8 protein-coding genes are annotated in these 16,180 nt (G+C 70.6%); 1 reads left to right on the top strand and 7 read right to left on the bottom strand.

From position 1 onward, the window contains the following. Nucleotides 1-86 precede the first annotated feature (86 nt). Nucleotides 87-1,718, bottom strand: a complete 1,632-nt coding sequence (locus AC3WOH_RS10495) for an alpha/beta hydrolase (protein ID WP_492229295.1) — start codon at nucleotides 1,716-1,718, stop codon at nucleotides 87-89. 126 nt (nucleotides 1,719-1,844) lie between these two features. On the opposite strand from AC3WOH_RS10495, the gene AC3WOH_RS10490 reads away from it, so the two are divergent. Beyond that, nucleotides 1,845-2,756: a helix-turn-helix domain-containing protein gene (locus AC3WOH_RS10490; protein ID WP_492229294.1), complete on the top strand. Its 912-nt coding sequence runs from the start codon at nucleotides 1,845-1,847 to the stop codon at nucleotides 2,754-2,756. Nucleotides 2,757-2,758: 2 nt separating this feature from the next. Here AC3WOH_RS10490 and AC3WOH_RS10485 read toward each other — a convergent pair whose 3' ends face one another. From AC3WOH_RS10485 to AC3WOH_RS10460, 6 genes are all read right to left on the bottom strand, one after another. After that, nucleotides 2,759-3,922 (bottom strand): alpha-hydroxy acid oxidase, encoded by a 1,164-nt coding sequence (locus AC3WOH_RS10485; RefSeq protein ID WP_311773827.1) that lies wholly within the window; start codon nucleotides 3,920-3,922, stop codon nucleotides 2,759-2,761. A 107-nt stretch (nucleotides 3,923-4,029) separates the two neighbouring features. Next, nucleotides 4,030-4,890, bottom strand: a complete 861-nt coding sequence (locus tag AC3WOH_RS10480; protein ID WP_492229293.1) for a DMT family transporter — start codon at nucleotides 4,888-4,890, stop codon at nucleotides 4,030-4,032. A gap of 87 nt (nucleotides 4,891-4,977) precedes the next feature. After that, entirely contained in the window at nucleotides 4,978-7,251 is a 2,274-nt protein-coding gene (locus AC3WOH_RS10475) for a bifunctional diguanylate cyclase/phosphodiesterase (protein ID WP_492229426.1), read from the bottom strand. Between the two features lie 111 nt (nucleotides 7,252-7,362). Further along, a complete protein-coding gene (pbpC, locus tag AC3WOH_RS10470) occupies nucleotides 7,363-9,669 on the bottom strand; it encodes a penicillin-binding protein 1C (protein WP_492229425.1) in 2,307 nt (768 codons plus the stop codon). Nucleotides 9,670-9,673: 4 nt separating this feature from the next. Next, nucleotides 9,674-10,042 carry a hypothetical protein gene (locus AC3WOH_RS10465; RefSeq protein ID WP_492229292.1) on the bottom strand — a complete coding sequence of 123 codons (369 nt, stop codon included), beginning with the start codon at nucleotides 10,040-10,042 and terminating at the stop codon, nucleotides 9,674-9,676. Nucleotides 10,043-10,061: 19 nt separating this feature from the next. Beyond that, nucleotides 10,062-16,031 (bottom strand): alpha-2-macroglobulin family protein, encoded by a 5,970-nt coding sequence (locus AC3WOH_RS10460; RefSeq protein WP_492229424.1) that lies wholly within the window; start codon nucleotides 16,029-16,031, stop codon nucleotides 10,062-10,064. Nucleotides 16,032-16,180 lie beyond the last annotated feature (149 nt).

Below are 16,180 nucleotides of genomic sequence, written 5' to 3'. Positions count from 1 at the left end.
GCAGCGGTTATAGCGCCGTGGCGCAGCCGCCAGCCCACACCAACGGGCAGGGCAGCCCTCCACGACCGCGAGGACGGATTTCGCGCTCAGCGCGGGCCGGTGCTGGGCGCCACCGGCAGCCACACCTGCCCGCCCACGCGCACGGCATTGCCGGGCAGCACGCCGCCCACGGGCACCGCCTCGGCCACGCTTTGCATGTGCTGGAACTGCGGGTGCGTGGGCCAGAGCATCACGCCCAGTTCATCTCCGGGCTGCAGCGCCTGGGCCACGGCGGGCAGCGCCACCTCGCGCCCCGGGCCGGGCCGCACCGCCGTGACCTGGCCGGACACCAGCACGGGCGCCTGCCCCGCGCGGCGCAGGCCCACGCCGAGCAAAGCCACGCTACCGGGCGCGCCCACCACGTCCAGCCGTGCGCGTGGCACGCCCAGCAGCACCTGCCCTGCGGGCAATGCGGCGGCCAGCGGCACGAACACCGGCGCCGCGCCAGCCACCTCCACGGCAGCGATGTCGACCCGCGGCGATGCGGGTCCGGCATCGGGCGGCAGGTCGGCCCGCCACTCGGCGCTGCGCTCGCCGGTGGCAAAGCACAGCGTGCCGGCCGGCAGGCCCTTGCGCGGGGCGTTGCGCAGCTTCTCGTCGAGGAAGTCGAGCATGGTGTCGAAGGCATCGGGCACGGCCTGGCCGCACACCGGTGCCTGGTTCTTCTGCCCCGCCAGGCTGTTCACATGGCCGGCGCGCACGGTGATGAGGCGCACGTCGCCGCCCAGGGCCTTCAGGCTGCGGTAGTTCTCGAAGGCATCGTTCAGCGGAAACAGCACATCCTCGTCGGCCTGCACCAACAAGGCGTCCACGGGGCGGGCCCGGCCAGGTGCCTGCTGGCGCAGCCAGGCTTGCCAGCCGCTGCCGGCCAGGTAGTCGACGTAGCCGCGCGCATCGGCCGGCGGCACGGCGCCGAGCGTGGCCGGCTGGGGCGGCTTGGCCAGGCCGCAGAGCTTGACGAAGCGGCCATCGTCGCGCACCTTGCCGCGCTGGCCCAGAAAGCATTCGAGCTGCAGCCAGCCGCTCTTGACCACGCCATCGGGCAGCAGGTCGTGGTCGAGCCGGCTCCAGGTCATGGTGGGCACGATGGCGTCGATGCGCGGATCGAGCTGGGCCAGCAGCAGCTGGTAGGCACCGCCGTAGCTGCCGCCCATGGTGGCCACCAGCGGGTCGTCGCTGCGCGTGCTGCCGGCGCGGCGTGCCAGGTGCAGGTGGCGCTCGGCCCAGTCGATGATGGCGCGCAGGTCCTGCATGTCGGCCGCCGGGTCCAGCATGCGCAGGTCGCCGCCGCTGTCGCCATGGCCGCGGTAGTCGAAGGAGATCACCGCATGGCCGCGCGCCATGAGTTTGGGAATCTGGCGCTGCATGCGGCGCCAGTAGCTGGCCGCGGGTTCGTTGTCGGGCCCGGGCAGCGCCGTGGTGCGGCCCTCGCCAAAGCCGCCGCCGATCAGCACCAGGCTGTGCGGGCCCGGGGTCTCGGGCACAAAGACCGTGAAGGCCACACGCGTGCTGGCCGTGCCCGCCACCGGGTCGGCCACGGGGGATTGCGTGGACTGCTGGTGCACGCCGGGCGCCAGCAGGGGCGCCACAGGCGCGGTGGGCGGGCTGCTGCTGCAGGCCGCGAGCAAGGTGGCAGCCAGCGCGATGCCAACCCAGGGGGCGGGACGGAAAAAGGGCATGGAAGAAGTCTCCTGGAATGAAGGGCGCGCGCCTTGCGTGGCGCTGTTCCCCACAGCCTAGGGCGTGGCGCGCGGCTTGCACAGGACACGGCACGCCCTGTCCCGCCCCTCCTAGAATGCCTGGGCATGAGCGCCACCACCGCCCCCGCCCACGGCCTGCAGACCTTCGCGTCCCTGGGGGAACTGCTGCGCAGTTGCCGCCAGGCCATGGGGCTGACCCAGGCGGCCTTCGGCGCGCTGCTGGACATGGACGAGCGTGCCTACCGGCGCTGGGAAGGCCGGGGCGCGAGCATCTCCGAAGGGGGCCTGCACCGCCTGGCCGAGGTGCTGCAGCTGCCCCTGCCCGTGCTCGCGGCCGCCAACCTGGGGCTGCCCTCGCGCTTCCACGCGGGCTTCTGGTATGCGGGGGAAAGCCCGCTGGACGCGGCGCTGTTCGAGCCCGAGCGCATGCTGCGCGACACCGGTGCCGGCCAGGGCCTGGCGCGCAACCTGGCGTCGCCGCAGTTCGAGAACGAGGTGATCGCCTTCCAGCAACGCGTGTTCGCCACGGGCAAGTACCCCGCGCCGGCGCTGCTGCGCGAGGCGGCCGCGCGCTTCCCCGACCTCAACTGGCGCCTGACCGACCGCTTCGGCCATGCCTGCGGCCATGCGGCGAGCTATGTGATCGCCGCGGGCGACTACCAGGCGCTGCGCGACACGGGCTGGGACGAGCGTGCCATCACCACCGCGCACTTGCTGGCAGCCGACCATGCCGAGAGCGCGCCCGTGGTCTACGTGCATTCGCTGTTCAGCAACACGCCCAGTGTGGCGGCCGCCAACCTGCGCCAACTGCTGCAGGCCCTGCATGCGCGCCGGGCCGCGGGCTGGCACGGCGCCCTGCTCGCGGGCCTGACCATCACGCACGACTTGGCCGGCGCCTGCCGCTGGCTGGGCCTGCGCGAGGTGCGCAGCTACCCGGACGACCAGGCCCGCTACGGCACGCCCGACGTGCCGCGCCTGTTCGAGGGCCGGCTGGCGGACCTGCCGCTGCCGGCCTGAGCTCAGGCAGGGTACGTGCCGGGCAACAGGATCGAGCGGTCCACGTTGTTGATGTTGGTGTGGCCGCAGAAGGCCATGGTGATGTCCAGCTCCTTCTGGATGATCTGCAGCGCGCGGGTCACCCCCGCCTCGCCGAAGGCGCCCAGGCCGTAGAGAAAGCTGCGCCCGATCAGCGTGCCCTGCGCGCCCAGGGCGCGGGCCTTGAGCACGTCCTGCCCGCTGCGGATGCCGCCATCCATCCAGACCTCGATGTCCTTGCCCACAGCCTGGGCGATGCCCGGCAACGCGGCGATGGACGAGGGCGCACCGTCGAGCTGGCGCCCGCCGTGGTTGCTCACGATCAGCGCATCGGCTCCGCTGTCCACGGCCAGGCGCGCGTCCTCGGCGTCCATGATGCCCTTGAGCACCAGCTTGCCGCCCCAGCGCTTCTTGATCCATTCCACGTCGCCCCAGTTGAGCTGCGGGTCGAACTGCTCGGCCGTCCAGGACGACAGCGACGACAGGTCGCCCACACCCTTGGCATGGCCGACGATGTTGCCGAAGGTGCGGCGCTTCGTTCCGAGCATGCCCATGCACCACTGCGGCTTGGTCGCCAGGTTGATCAGGTTCCTGATCGTGGGCTTGGGCGGAGTAGACAGGCCGTTCTTGATGTCCTTGTGGCGCTGGCCCAAGATCTGCAGATCGAGCGTGAGCTGCAGCGCCGAGCAGTTGGCGGCCTTGGCCCGATCGATCAGGCGCTCGATGAAATCGCGGTCGCGCATCACGTAGACCTGGAACCAGAAGGGGTGGCGGCCGGTGTTCTCGGCAATGTCCTCGATGGAGCAGATGCTCATGGTGGACAGCGTGAACGGGATGCCGAAGGCCTTGGCCGCGCGCGCGCCCAGGATCTCGCCGTCGGCGTGCTGCATGCCCGTGAGGCCCGTGGGCGCAATGGCCACGGGCATGGCCACGTCCTGGCCGAGCATGGTGGTGCGGGTGCTGCGGCCTTCCATGTTGACGGCCACGCGCTGGCGCAGCTTGATGGACTGGAACTCGGCCGTGTTGGCGCGGTAGGTGCCCTCGGTGTACGAGCCTGAATCGGCGTAGTCGTAGAACATGCGCGGCACGCGGCGCTGGGCGACCACGCGCAGGTCTTCGATGCAGGTGATTTTGGACAGATCGGGCACGGGCTTCCTCGGTTCAGGCGTTGTCAGGACGGCGCCCATCGTAGCCGCGCACCCGGTGCAGCGGCATGAAGGCTTTTACGGAGGCCTTGAAATTTTTGCATGGCGGCTCAGCGCCGGGCGAGTGCCACGCCGGCAATGGCAACGACAAAACCCACGAGCTGGATGGCCGAGAGCGTCTCGCCAAAGATGAACCAGGCCTGCAGTGCCGACAGCGGCGGCACCGCCAGCAGCAGCGCCGTGGTGCGCGTGGCCTCGCCCTGGCGCATGAGCCAGATCAGCAGCGTGGCCCCGCCAATGGACAGCACCAGCACCGAGAAGGCCAGGTAGCCCCAGAGCGCGGCCGAGTTGTCCCAGTGCGGCTGGCCCACCGCACCCGCCATGGCCAGCAGCACCAGCACCGCGCCGATGTTCTGCACGGCGCTGGCGCTGCGCAGGTCGTCGCCCGCGGCCAGCGGCGATTTCTGCACCATGGAGCCCACGGTGAGCGAGAAGATGCTGCCCGCCGCCACCAGCACCACGGGCAGCGAGAGCGCGCTGGCATCGGCCGCCTGCAGGCGCGGCAGCAGCACCAGGCCCACACCGCCAAAGCCCAGCGCCAGGCCGGCCCAGGTGCCGGGTGACAGGCGCCGGCCCAGCACGGCCACGGCCAGCAGCGCCGTGAACAAGGGCTGCAGCGCACCGATGAGCGACATGATGCCGGCGGCCAGCCCCTTGGACATGGCCCACCAGCTCGGCCCCAGGTACAGCCCGCTCATGAGCGCGCCGGCCAAGAGGTGCATGCCGATGCGCCGTGCACCCCGAGGCCAGGCTGCGCGCACCCAGAACGCTGCGCCGATGAAGGCGGCGGCCACGCAGGCAAAGCGCAATGCCAAAAACCAGAACGGGTCGGCATGGCTGGCCACGCCGCGCCCCGCCAAGAATCCCGTGGACCAAATCAGGACGAACAACACCGGGGCGAGCGCATGCATGGAAAACAAGGAAAAAGCGGACAGAACCGCCGAGCATAGACGCATGCCGCCGGCCGCGCTGGGCACGCCCGCGAAGGTGGTGGCGCGCTACTCGGGCACTGGCGGGCCGATAGGCTGCGGTGCGGCATCCGGGCCCGCATACAGCATGAACTGCAGCCGCCCTGCGCGCTTGGCGGCGTACATGGCGGCATCGGCATGCTGCGTGAGTTCTTCGAAGCTGGCGCCATGCTCGGGGAACATGGCGATGCCACCGCTCAGGCCGATGCGCAGCGCCTCGCCCCCGAGCTCGAAGGGGCTGGCCGCAGCGGCCAGGATCTTGCGCGCCACGCTGCAGGCGCCCTCCGCACCGTCCAGGCCCGGCAGCAGCACCACGAACTCGTCGCCGCCCTGGCGGCACACGGTGTCCGAGCCGCGCACGGCGGCTTTGAGGCGCTGCGCGAACTGCACCAGCAGCCGGTCGCCCAGGTCGTGCCCGAGCCGGTCGTTGACGGCCTTGAAGCCGTCCAGGTCCAGGTACATCACGGCCAGGCAACGGCCATCGCGCCGGGCGTGGGCCACGGCGAGATGGGCGCGGTCCTGCAGCAGCAGGCGGTTGGGCAGGTCGGTCAGCGCGTCGTACTGGGCCAGGTGGGCCATGCGCGCCTGCATGGCCACGGCCTCGGTCACGTCGCGCAGCACGGCCACGGCACCGGTGACCGTGCCATGCCGGTCGGTGATGGTGCGGGCCGTTTCCTCGACGTCGAAGCGCTGGCCCGAGGTGCGGTGCTGCACCACGCCGCGCACCGGCGTCTCGGGCGCATGGCCCTGGATGGCGCTGTGCAGGGCACTGGGCAGGGGCTTGTCCGTGCCCGGCTCCTGCAGCCGGACCACGGCCTCGACCCGGCTGCCCGCGGCATCGAAGGCCTGCCAGCCGGTCAGGCGCTCGGCCACCGGGTTGAGGTAGGTGATCTGGCCCTGTGCATCGGTGCAGAGCACGGCATCGCCGATGGCCTGCAGCGTGAGGCGAATGCGCTCCTTCTCCTCGAACAGCTGCTCCTCCATGCGCTTGCGGTCGCTGATGTCGATGGTCTGCGAGAACACGCCGCGCACGGCACCACCGTCCACGTCGGGCACATAGGACACCAGGGCATGGCGCTGCACCCCGGCCTTGTCGACCAGGGTGCACTCGAAAAGCTGGCGCTCACCGCGCAATGCGCTGCGTACAAAGGGCTCGCACATCGCGTACTGCGCAGGGCCCAGCAGGTCGCGGCAATGCCGGCCGCGCAACTGTTCGGGCGACACGCCGAACCAGGTGCCGTAGGCGCTGTTGGCAAAGCGGTTATGGAGGTCCGCATCCCAGTAGCTCACCAGCGAGGGCAGGTTGTCCAGGATGGTCTGGCGGTCGCGCTCGGCCACGCGCAGCTCGGCACTCACGGCCTGGCGCCGCCGCAGCTCGCGCACGAACAGCATGGCCAGGCCCACGCAGCCGGCCATCAGCAGCAGCGAGAACACCCCGAGCACCCAGGCGCTGCGGTACCACTTGGCCAGCACGGTATCGCCGGACTGCGCCACGTTCACGACCAGGGGGTAGCTGCCCACATGCTTCCAGGCCTGGAGGTGGCGCGCGCCGCCAGCGCCTTCGGGCTCTGCGCCATGGGTGCCTGTGGGGGCGGACTGCAGCAGGGCCAGGGCCGCCGTGCCGGCGATGCTGGCGTAGGCGTCGTCCGCGGCGCGGGGAAAGCGCGAGATGGGCAGCCCATCCGTGCGGTACAGGTCCACGCTGCTGCCGGCCCCCAGGTCCAGCGAGCCGAACAAGCCATCGAAGTAGCTCAGGCGGATGGCCCCGACCACGACGCCGGCAAACGAGCCGTCGCGGTGGTGGTAGGCCCGCGTCAGCGGCAGGATGGCCAGCCCGCTCATGCGCGAAGGCACGGGGCGCCCGACATGCAGGCCGAGTTGCGGGTCCTTCGAGAGCGCCAGAAAGTAATCGCGGTCGGCGAAGTTGGCCTGCTGCGGTGTCAGCGTGGAGGAGTGCAACACCACATTGCCCTTTGCATCGACCACCAGCACCGCGCCCGCTCCCGGCACCTGCAGGGAGCTGTCGAACAGCACGCCGCTGCGGATCTCGGGCGGCAGGGCCATGACCTCGGGGCGCTCCAGCCCGGCGACCACGCCCTTGAGCGATTCATCGAGCGAGCGGATCGAATCGCCAATGCTGCGCTCCAGCGTGCTGGCCAGGTTGGCATTGGTGCGGCTGGCATAGTCCCAGCCATCGGCGCGCATGGTCCAGACCGTGCGCGCCGACAGCAGGCCGATGCCCAGCGACACCAGCAGGGCCAGCCAGATCAGCCTGTGCGAGAAAAACTGGCGCGAGAAGTGCATGGACATGCGTGCGTTGCGGGGCAGGCGTCATGCAGACCCGGTTATTTGCAACACAGTGTAACGTCGCCTGGATTCCAGGCATAGCGCGAAAAGGCCGGGCTTTTGCGGCGCTTATCGGCGCGCTGGCGGGCTGGCGCCGGCCGCCCGCACGCCAGCCCCGCGCACCTCGAACTGCAGCGTGTCGTGCACCTTGCCGCGTGCATCCACCAGTTCCAGCTGGTGCCGCCCGGGCCAGGGCAGCCAGGCCGCGCGCGTGCCGCGGCCCTGCTCGCGCCCGTCGATGCGCCAGCGCAGGTCGCGCCCGCCGCTGGCCACGAACTGCAGGCGCTGGCGCTCGGGCGGAATGTCGGGGTCGAGCGCGATGGTGGTGCCCGGCACCGGGGCCAGGATGCGCGCCGTGGGCTGCTCGTCGGCCGCATCCGCCGGTACGGCGGTTCGCACGGGCCGGGCCCCGCGCCGCGCCGCCAGGGGTTCGTCCGCCGGCCCCGCGTCGATGGCAAAGCGGGCCTGCTGGGTGCCGGGCACGAACCACTCTTCGCGCGCCGCCTCCAGCGGCAGCGGTGGCGCCCCCCCCTCCTGCGCGGCCGGCAGGGCGCCGAACTGCACGGCCTGGCGCACCAGGCCCTTGGGGGCTGCGGGGGCCCGGCTCGGCTCGCGCGCATGCAGAAAGCCCATGACCGCGGCCCAGATGGGCGCCGCGCCGCTGGTGCCGCTCACGTCGTGCATGGCCGCGCCGCTGGCATTGCCGACCCACACGCCCACCGTGTAACGCTCGGACCAGCCCACCGCCCAGTTGTCGCGCATGTCCTTGCTGGTGCCGGTCTTCACGGCCGACCAGAAGCGCGTGGCGAGCACGCTGTCGGTGCCGAAGGTGCGCGAGCGCGCATTGCCGTCGGACAGGATGTCGCCCACGATGAAGGCCGCACCGGCATCGATGGCGCGCACCGGTGCCGCCCCCGGCTGGCCCGGCCACACGCGCACCGGCCCGCGGCTGCCACCGTTGGCCAGGGAGCGGAAGGCATTGGTCAGGTGCAGTAGCGGCACCTCGGGGCTGCCCAGGGCCAGGCTGTAGCCAAAGTAATCGCCGCTTTCGCGCAGCGGCAGGCCCAGGGCGCCCAGTTGGCGGTGAAAGGCATCGGGCGTGACCATGACCAGGGTGCGCACCGCCGGCACATTGAGCGAGGCCGCCAGCGCGGTGCGCGCCGAGACCCAGCCCTTGAACTGGCGGTCGTAGTTCTGCGGGATGTAGAGGCCACCAGCGGTGGCGATGTGCGCGGGCGAGTCGTCCACCAGCGAGGCAGCCGTGAGGCGCCGCTCGGCGATCGCCTGGGCATAGAGAAAGGGCTTGAGCGTGGAGCCCGGCTGGCGCAGCGCCTGCACGCCATCGACCTCGCCCGCCTGGCTGAGCTGGCCCGAGGAGCCGACCCAGGCGAGCACGGCGCCCGTGGCGTTGTCGAGCACCAGCACGGCACCGTCCTCGACATTGCGGCCCTGCAGTTCGCGCAGGTGCTGGCCCAGGGTCTGCACGGCAAAGCGCTGCAGGGGCGCGCGCAGGGTGCTGGCCACCCGTTCGGGCACCGGGGCCGCGCCCGGCACGGCCTGCTGCTGGCGCAGCAGGTAGCGCGCGAAATGGGGCGCAATGCCTTCGCTCGCGTCGAAGGCCCGGCGCTGCAGGGCCGCGGTGACGAACAGGTCCAGCGCATCGCAGTCCACACGCGCCGCGGCCTGGCCAGGGCGCTGCTGCAGCTCGCGCAGCACGCCGCAGGCACGCTGCGACACCAGCCCGGGCCGGGCGTTGGGCGCGCGCACCAGCGCGGCGGCCACGGCGGCCTCGCGGTCGTCGAGGCCATGGGCGGCCTTGCCGAACAGCGTGCGGCTCAGCGCATCGATGCCCACCAGCTCGCTGCGAAACGGCACCAGGTTGAGGTAGGCCTCCAGCACCTGGTCCTTGCGCCAGCGGCGGTCCAGCACCTGCGCGGCCACGGTCTGGCCAAGCTTTTGCACCACGCTGCGCCCCCCCGGGCCCTGGCGCCAGTCGCCGTCGAGCAGGCCGGCCAGCTGCATGGTGATGGTGCTCGCGCCGCGCGTGCGCTGGTTCCACAGGTTGCCCCAGGCCGCGGCCGAGGCGGCGCGCCAGTCGACCCCGCTGTGTTCGTAGAAGCGCTTGTCCTCGCTGAGCACCAGGGCCGCACGCAGCGCGGGCGAGATGTCGGCCAGCGCCACCCACTGGCCGCGGCGCACCGTGGCATCGGTGCGCAGGCGCTGCACGACCTCGCCTTCGCGCGAGAGGATGAGGGTGTCCGAGGGTTTGAAGTCCTGGCGCACCTCGGCATAGGTGGGCAGGGCCCGGGCCGGCATGGCGGCCAGGCACGACAGCACCATGGCCGCGACAGGAGCCCAGGCGCGCGGGGGTGCCATCGCCTCAGGCATCGGGGTGCTCCCGCTCGAAGCGCTTTTCGGCCTCGATCAGATGGCGCAGCAGCACATGCGAGATCAGGTTCACGCCGATGCCGCCGAACACGGCCGGCAGCACGTAGAGCGCGATCGACACTTCGGAGGCGAACAGCGCATCGTCGGCCTGCGAGAGGGTCTGGCGCGCCAGCGCGGCCAGGCTCTGCAGCAGGTACACGTCAAAGCCCGCGATCAGCACCAGCGCAATGCCGAAGCACAGCACTGCCCGGCGCGAAATGGCGCGCACGCGCAGCAGCACCGCATAGATGACCGCGGGCAGCACCAGCGAGAACACCACCAGCAGCCAGAACCGCAGTTCCACGAAGACGCTGGCGTTCACGGCTGCTGCCCCCGGAGGCTCACTTGGCGGCCTCGACCTTGATGCGGGCGTTGGGGATCTCGCCGAACATCTCGGGCGCGTACATGGCCTCCACGCGGCTCGGTGGCAGCGCGAAGTCGCCCACGTTGTTCAGACGCACCGTGTACTCCATCTTGACGGTGCCCTTGGGCAGGTAGTGGTAGTAGCTGCGGAAGGACTCGAAGCTGCGCTCCTCGAACGCCGGCCAGCCGCTGCCGCTGCGCTTTTCGCCCTGGGTGGCGATCTCGGAATCGCGGCCCAGGCCGCTGCCCAGGATGGTGGCGCCGCCGGGCACCGGGTCGGTGATGGCGACCCAGGTCATGTCGGCGCTGGCGTTGACCTCCAGCGTCACGCGCAGCACGTCGCCGCGCGTGTACTGGCCTGCGGGCAGCGACTTGTTGGCCTGCTCCACGGGGGTGATGGTCTTCTTGATGGCGTAGCCCGCCGCGAACGGCGCTTTCAGCTGGATGGCGGCCACCGATTGCAGCGTGAGCCAGGGCTTGCCCGTGCCCTGGTGGGCCACGGCCAGGTTCTCCTTGCCGCCCGCAGCGGCCCAGGGCAGGAACATGCCGTTGTTGCGCAGGTTGCCCGGTGCGGCCGGGGCGCCGAACCAGGTGGTCTGGTGTGCGGCACCGCTGGCATCGCTGGTCTTGATGCGCTCGACCTTGCTCCAGTCCACGCTGGCGCTATTGGCGCCCATGCTGGCCTTGGTGCTGCCCGCCACCGGCGTGGCCTCGAACTTGGCCGAGAACTTCTCCAGCGCCAGGCCGCCCCAGAGGTTGGCCGTGGTGGTGTGCCAGGCGCCCGCCTGCTGGCGGCTGATGAAGCCGTTGGCCAGGCGGCCCATGTCGTCCTTCCAGGCCGGGTCGTCCATCACGGCCAGCATCAGGCGCGCGGTGTTCACGTCGCCGTTCTGCATCAGCCACCACCAGTAATCGTCCTGCTCGGTGCTGAAGATGGCCTTGGTGCCCTGGAAGGACAGGCGGCTGCGCAGGATCTGCATGGCCTCGGCCAGGCGCTTGTCGCGCTCGGGCACATCGGCCACGCGGCGCAGCACGTTGACCCAGTCGATCACCGCGTGCGTGGGCCACTGGTTGGGCGCCACGGTGATGCTGCTGAGCATGCGGCCCTGGGCCTTGCCGTAGCGCGACAGGGCCTCGATGGCGGCGAGCTTGCGCATGTCCAGGTCCTTGCGCGGGCTCCAGAACTCGCGCTGGATGCGGCCCTCGACGAAGGCGATCAGGCCGCGCTCCATGGGCGCGCGCGCCTCGTCGGGCAGGGCAAAGGCCGGGTCGATGCTGCTGGCCTCGTGCGTGGCCGCGAGCAGGTAGGCCGTGAGCGTGTCGCTGCCGCGGTTGGCATCACCGTCGCGCGGCGGGAAGTAGTTGGCCAGGCCGTCGCTGTCCAGGTAGGTGGGCAGCTGGGCCACCACCGTCTGCCAGAGCTTGCCATCGCGCAGGCCCACGGACTTGCTGGTCTTTTGCTCCAGGCAGGCAAACGGGTAGTGGGCCCACCAGTCGCGCACGCCAGGCAGGCCTTCGGCCAGCTTGGGCTGCAGCGACATCTTGAGGCCGCCGCGGCCCGGCAGCGCGTCGGCCGGCGGGTTCACGTCCAGGTTGAAGCTGCCGTCCACCTGCACCAGCGTGGCCTGCTGCACCGTGAGCGGAATCGCCGGGATGATGCGCTGGCGCGCCTTGAGCGCATCGCGCGCGCCGCTCACCGTGTCCTTGGCCTCGATCTCCCAGAGGATGGCCTCGGCGCGGGTCTGCGCCAGCTGCGCCGGGGCCGTCACGTTCCACGCCACCTCGCGCGACTCACCCGCGGGGATGTCGATGGTCTGGGGCTTGAGGTCGAGCAGCGTGGCGCGCGGCGACACCTCGACCTTCATGGCCGCCTTGGTGGTGTTGCGCAGCGTGAGCTGGGCGCGGAACTGGTCGTCCTCGCGCACCAGCGGCGGCAGGCCGCTGATGATCTGCAGGTCCTGGGTGGCGCGGATGCTGGTGCTGCCGGTGCCGAACAGGCCCACCGAGGCATCGGCCACGGCGACGATCTTGAAGGTGGTGAGCGCGTCGTTCAGGGGCACCGTCACCTTGGCCTGGCCGTTGGCGTCGAGCTTGAGCGCAGGCTCCCACAGGAGCAGGGTCTCGAGCAGCTCGCGCGTCTGCGCACGGCCGCCGCCGCCGCCCGCGGGCACGGCCTTCTTGCCGTAGTGGCGCCGGCCAATGATCTCCATCTGCGCGGTCGAGGTCTGCACGCCCCAGCTGCGCCGCTGCAGCATGGATTCGAGCAGGTTCCAGCTGGTGTTGGGCATCAGTTCCAGCAAGGCCTGGTCCACGGCGGCCAGGGCCACCTCGGCATTGGCCGCGGGCTTGCCATTGGGCAGGGTGGCGGTGATGGTGACCTGCGCCTTGCCGCGCACGGCATAGCTTTCCTTGTCGGCCACCACCTTCACGTCGATCTGGTGGGCCTTGGTGCCCACGCGGATCTCGGCCAGGCCCAGGCGAAAGGCGGGCTTGGACAGGTCCACCAGGGCCGTGGGGGCCTGGTATTCCTTGCCCTCGTACCAGAACGAGTTCCACCACTCGCGCGGCGACTTGAAGCCCCAGGTGAAGAAGCTGTACCAGGGCACATCGCGCAGGCGGCCGCGCAGGGCCAGCACGCTCACGTAGACATTGGGCCCCCAGCCGTCCTCGATCTTGAGTTCGATGGTCGGGTCCTGGCCGTTGAGCTGCACCACGCGGGTGTCGATGATGCCTTCGCGCTCCACGGCCACCAGGGCGGTGGCGAAGCGGAAGGGCATGCGCACCTGGAACTTGGCGGTGTCGCCGGGCTGGTAGCTCTTCTTCTCGGGCAGCAGGTCGATGCGGTCGTGGTCCTCGCCGCCAAACCAGAGTTCGCCCTGGCGCGTCACCCAGACCGAGGACGCGGCCTCGCTGGTGTTGCCGTCGCGGTCGCTGGCAATGGCCACCAGTTCCACCTCGCCGGCCTCGTCGAGCTTGGACTCGCACAGCAGCAGGCCGCGACTGTCGCTCTTGCCGCTGCACACGGTGCCCAGGTCCTTGGTCTCGGTCTGGTTGTCGTAGCTGTAGAAGCCGCCCACCATGCGCTTGCGCGTGGTGGTGGTGATGCGCGCCACGGCCTTGACCTGCAGGGGCACGTCGGCCGCAATGGCGCCGTTGTGCTGCAGCGCCAGCGCCTGGAAGCGGATCTTCTGCTGGGCCGAGACCCAGCCCTCGGTCTTGATGCCGGCCACCACGCCCGCGGGCCACACGGTCTGGGTGCTGCGCAGGGTCTGCACCTCGCCATTGGGGTCGGCGTAGGTGGCTTCCATCACCAGGTCCTGGGGCTGGCGCACCTGGGGCACGTTGTCGATGGTGACCTTGCCCGCGCCATTGCGGTCCAGGGTCACGGCCAGCTTGTCGGCGATGACGCGGCTGTCCTGGCTGGCGGCGGCTTCTTCATCGTCGCTGTTGCCGCTGCTGCCCTGGCCACGCTTGCGCGGCGGGTTGAAGCTGAAGGCGTCGAAATCGTTGAACTGCAGGGACTTGCTGCGCACCATGGCCGACACGCGCACCGGCAGGTTGGCCGCGCCGCCGCCGGCCACGTAGTTGATCTGCACATCGGTGGGCACCGAGCGCACGCGCACCAGGGCCTTCTTGTCGGCGGGGGCGATGCGGCCTTCGAGCACGGGCAGGCGGAACTCCTCCACGCGAAACATGCCCGAGCTGAAGCTGCGCTCGCTGCCTTCGGCATTGCGCAGCTCCACCGAGTACATGCCCAGCTTGGCCGCGGGCGGCACGGCAAAACTGCTCTGCGCGCTGAAGCCCCCCGTGGCCGTGCTGCGCCAGGCCAGGGGCTGGGTGTACTGTTGCCCGCTGCCGGTGTGGGTGATCACCAGCGTGGTGGGGCGGCTCTCGGGGATGTCGAAGCCCTTGCGCGTCTCGGTGCGCAGCAGGTGCTTCATCGACACCGTCTCGCCCGCGCGGAACAGGGTGCGGTCGAAGATGGTGTGGGCGCGCTCGTTGGGATTGGGTTCGCTGCTGGTGGGCACGTTGAAGCGCCAGGGCTCGATGCCGCGCTGCCAGTCGGTCCAGGTGAAGGCCATGTCCTCCACCCCGTCGGCGCCCTTGCTGCGCGCGCTGACGAAGTAGGAGCGCTCGCCCTCCTCGCCGCAGGCCTCGGGCTCGGGCGACAGGCCTTCGATGCTGGCCACGCCCTGGGCATTGGTGGTGCCGGTGGCCAGTTCGCGGCCGCTGCAGTCGGACACGCGCACCGTGGCGTTCGCCACGGGCTGGCCCTTGTCCAGCGTGGTCACCCAGGCCGCCGCGTTCTCGCGGCCGAGCTTGAAGTGCACGCCCAGGTTGGTCACCAGGGCCGAAGTGCGCACATACATGGTGCGGGCATTGCCATGGCGCTCGTCGAGCAGCGAGTTGCCAAGCAACTGCGAGGCGATTTCCACCACGTGGAAGCCGGGCGCCAGAGGAATGCCCACCACCTCGAAGGGGCGCGGGTCGTTGTTCGCGGGCTTGGGCAGCTCCAGCGTCTTGACGCCGTTCTGCCCGCCCAGCAGCGAGACCATGCGCGACTGCACATAGTCGCGGTCGTTGTCGAGCACCTTGGGCAGCGGCACCTTGCTGTCGCGGCGCGCGTCCTGGCGGTCCACGTTGTAGTTGTCGTAGCGCTTGACCTTGCGGAACCAGGCGATGATGTCCGAATCGCTGGTCGGGCGCAGCGTGCTCACCTTGCCGGCGGGGGCCGCGGGCGTGCCCGTGCCCGCCTGCAGGCCCTGCACCTTGAGGGCGGCCTCGACATTGCGCAGCGTCACGGGCAGCAGCGCCGGGCCCTCGGGGCCTTCGGCGAAGCGCTCGACGATGCCGAAGGGCGCGGCCGCAAACTTGGCCAGCGGCGGCCGGCCGCCCGTGGCCACCTTGAGCGGGAAGCTGTCGGCGTTGCGCAGCGTGCGGCCCGAGGCGTCCTTGAAGTCCTTGGGCAGCTCGATCGTGAACTGCGTGTTCTCGGCCAGCGGTGCCGCGAACTGCAGGCTGGTGACCACGGAGTCGGGGTTCTTGTCCTCGTCGGCACCGCCTTCGAGCTGAGGCTTGATGGTTTCCTTGCCCGACTTCAGGCGGATGCCGGCCGCCAGCTTGCGCGCCAGCGGCGCGTTGAAGGACAGGCTCATCGGGCGGATGGGCAGGCAGGCGGCCTGGGCGTTCTCGCGCTCGCAGTTGAACTCGGCCGAGAAAGGCTCGCGCACCTTGTAGGCAAAGCGCTTTTCGACCGCATTGGCCACGCCGCTCGGCGTGGCCACGCCCTTGCCGAAGACGAACTGCATGCGCGAGCCCGAGGTCAGGCGGCGATTGCAGGCCAGGGTGGCGAACTGCAGGGGCTGCTGGGCGGCCCGCTTGTCCAGCCCCTGGGACTTGAGGATCTCGTCGCGCTGGCTGCCTTCGATCAGGCGCACGGGCACCTTCTCGCCCACGCCTTCGAGCGCACACCAGGTGTTGGCCTTGATGCTGTCCAGCGTGGCCGGGCCGTTGAGCTGCAGCACGAAGACCTGCTCTTCGTCGATCTCCTGGTAGGTGCCGGGGCGCATGTTCTGCACGAACGGCCCGCCGGTGTTGAACTGGAAGCTGGTGGTGCCGGTGAGCGCCGTACCGGATGCCGACTTGAACCCCGCCTTGGCCGTGGCCGTGCAGCGCACGCCGGGCGGCAGGTCGTTCTCGAAGTCGAAGACCCATTCCTTCTCACTGGTCCAGCGGCCATTGCCTTTGGTGGCGGCGGCATCGCTGCAGCTCAGGCTCAGTGGCGGCGGCGCCTTGGGATCGCCGAAATTGACGGCGGCCGCATCGAACTTGGCCACCACCTGGCGCACGCGCGCCACCTCGCCCTGGGGGGACAGGCTCGTGATCTGCAGGGCATGGGCGGAGCCCATGGCCCCCAGGGTCGCCAGCGACAGGCCGGCGGCAAACATCCAGTTCTTGGCTTTCACACGATCCCCTCCAAAGGAACCTGCAAGCGTAACAAAACGGCATGGCAAGCTGACCTGCGTTGCAAGCACTTACGTGTCCATGGCGTGCACCAGTTCACGCCCTCGGCGCATTTTGCGCCGCCGACAGCAGA

The organism is Acidovorax sp. FW305-C-20-28, assembly GCF_058783375.1.
This window is presented reverse-complemented; position numbering and strand designations above follow the sequence as displayed.

Coding starts and splice junctions, on each gene's coding strand:
- AC3WOH_RS10495 (WP_492229295.1), bottom strand. CDS start 1,718: ATGCCCTTTTTCCGTCCCGCCCCCTGGGTTGGCATCGCGCTGGCTGCC.
- AC3WOH_RS10490 (WP_492229294.1), top strand. CDS start 1,845: ATGAGCGCCACCACCGCCCCCGCCCACGGCCTGCAGACCTTCGCGTCC.
- AC3WOH_RS10480 (WP_492229293.1), bottom strand. CDS start 4,890: ATGCATGCGCTCGCCCCGGTGTTGTTCGTCCTGATTTGGTCCACGGGA.
- AC3WOH_RS10475 (WP_492229426.1), bottom strand. CDS start 7,251: ATGCACTTCTCGCGCCAGTTTTTCTCGCACAGGCTGATCTGGCTGGCC.
- pbpC (WP_492229425.1), bottom strand. CDS start 9,669: ATGGCACCCCCGCGCGCCTGGGCTCCTGTCGCGGCCATGGTGCTGTCG.
- AC3WOH_RS10460 (WP_492229424.1), bottom strand. CDS start 16,031: ATGTTTGCCGCCGGCCTGTCGCTGGCGACCCTGGGGGCCATGGGCTCC.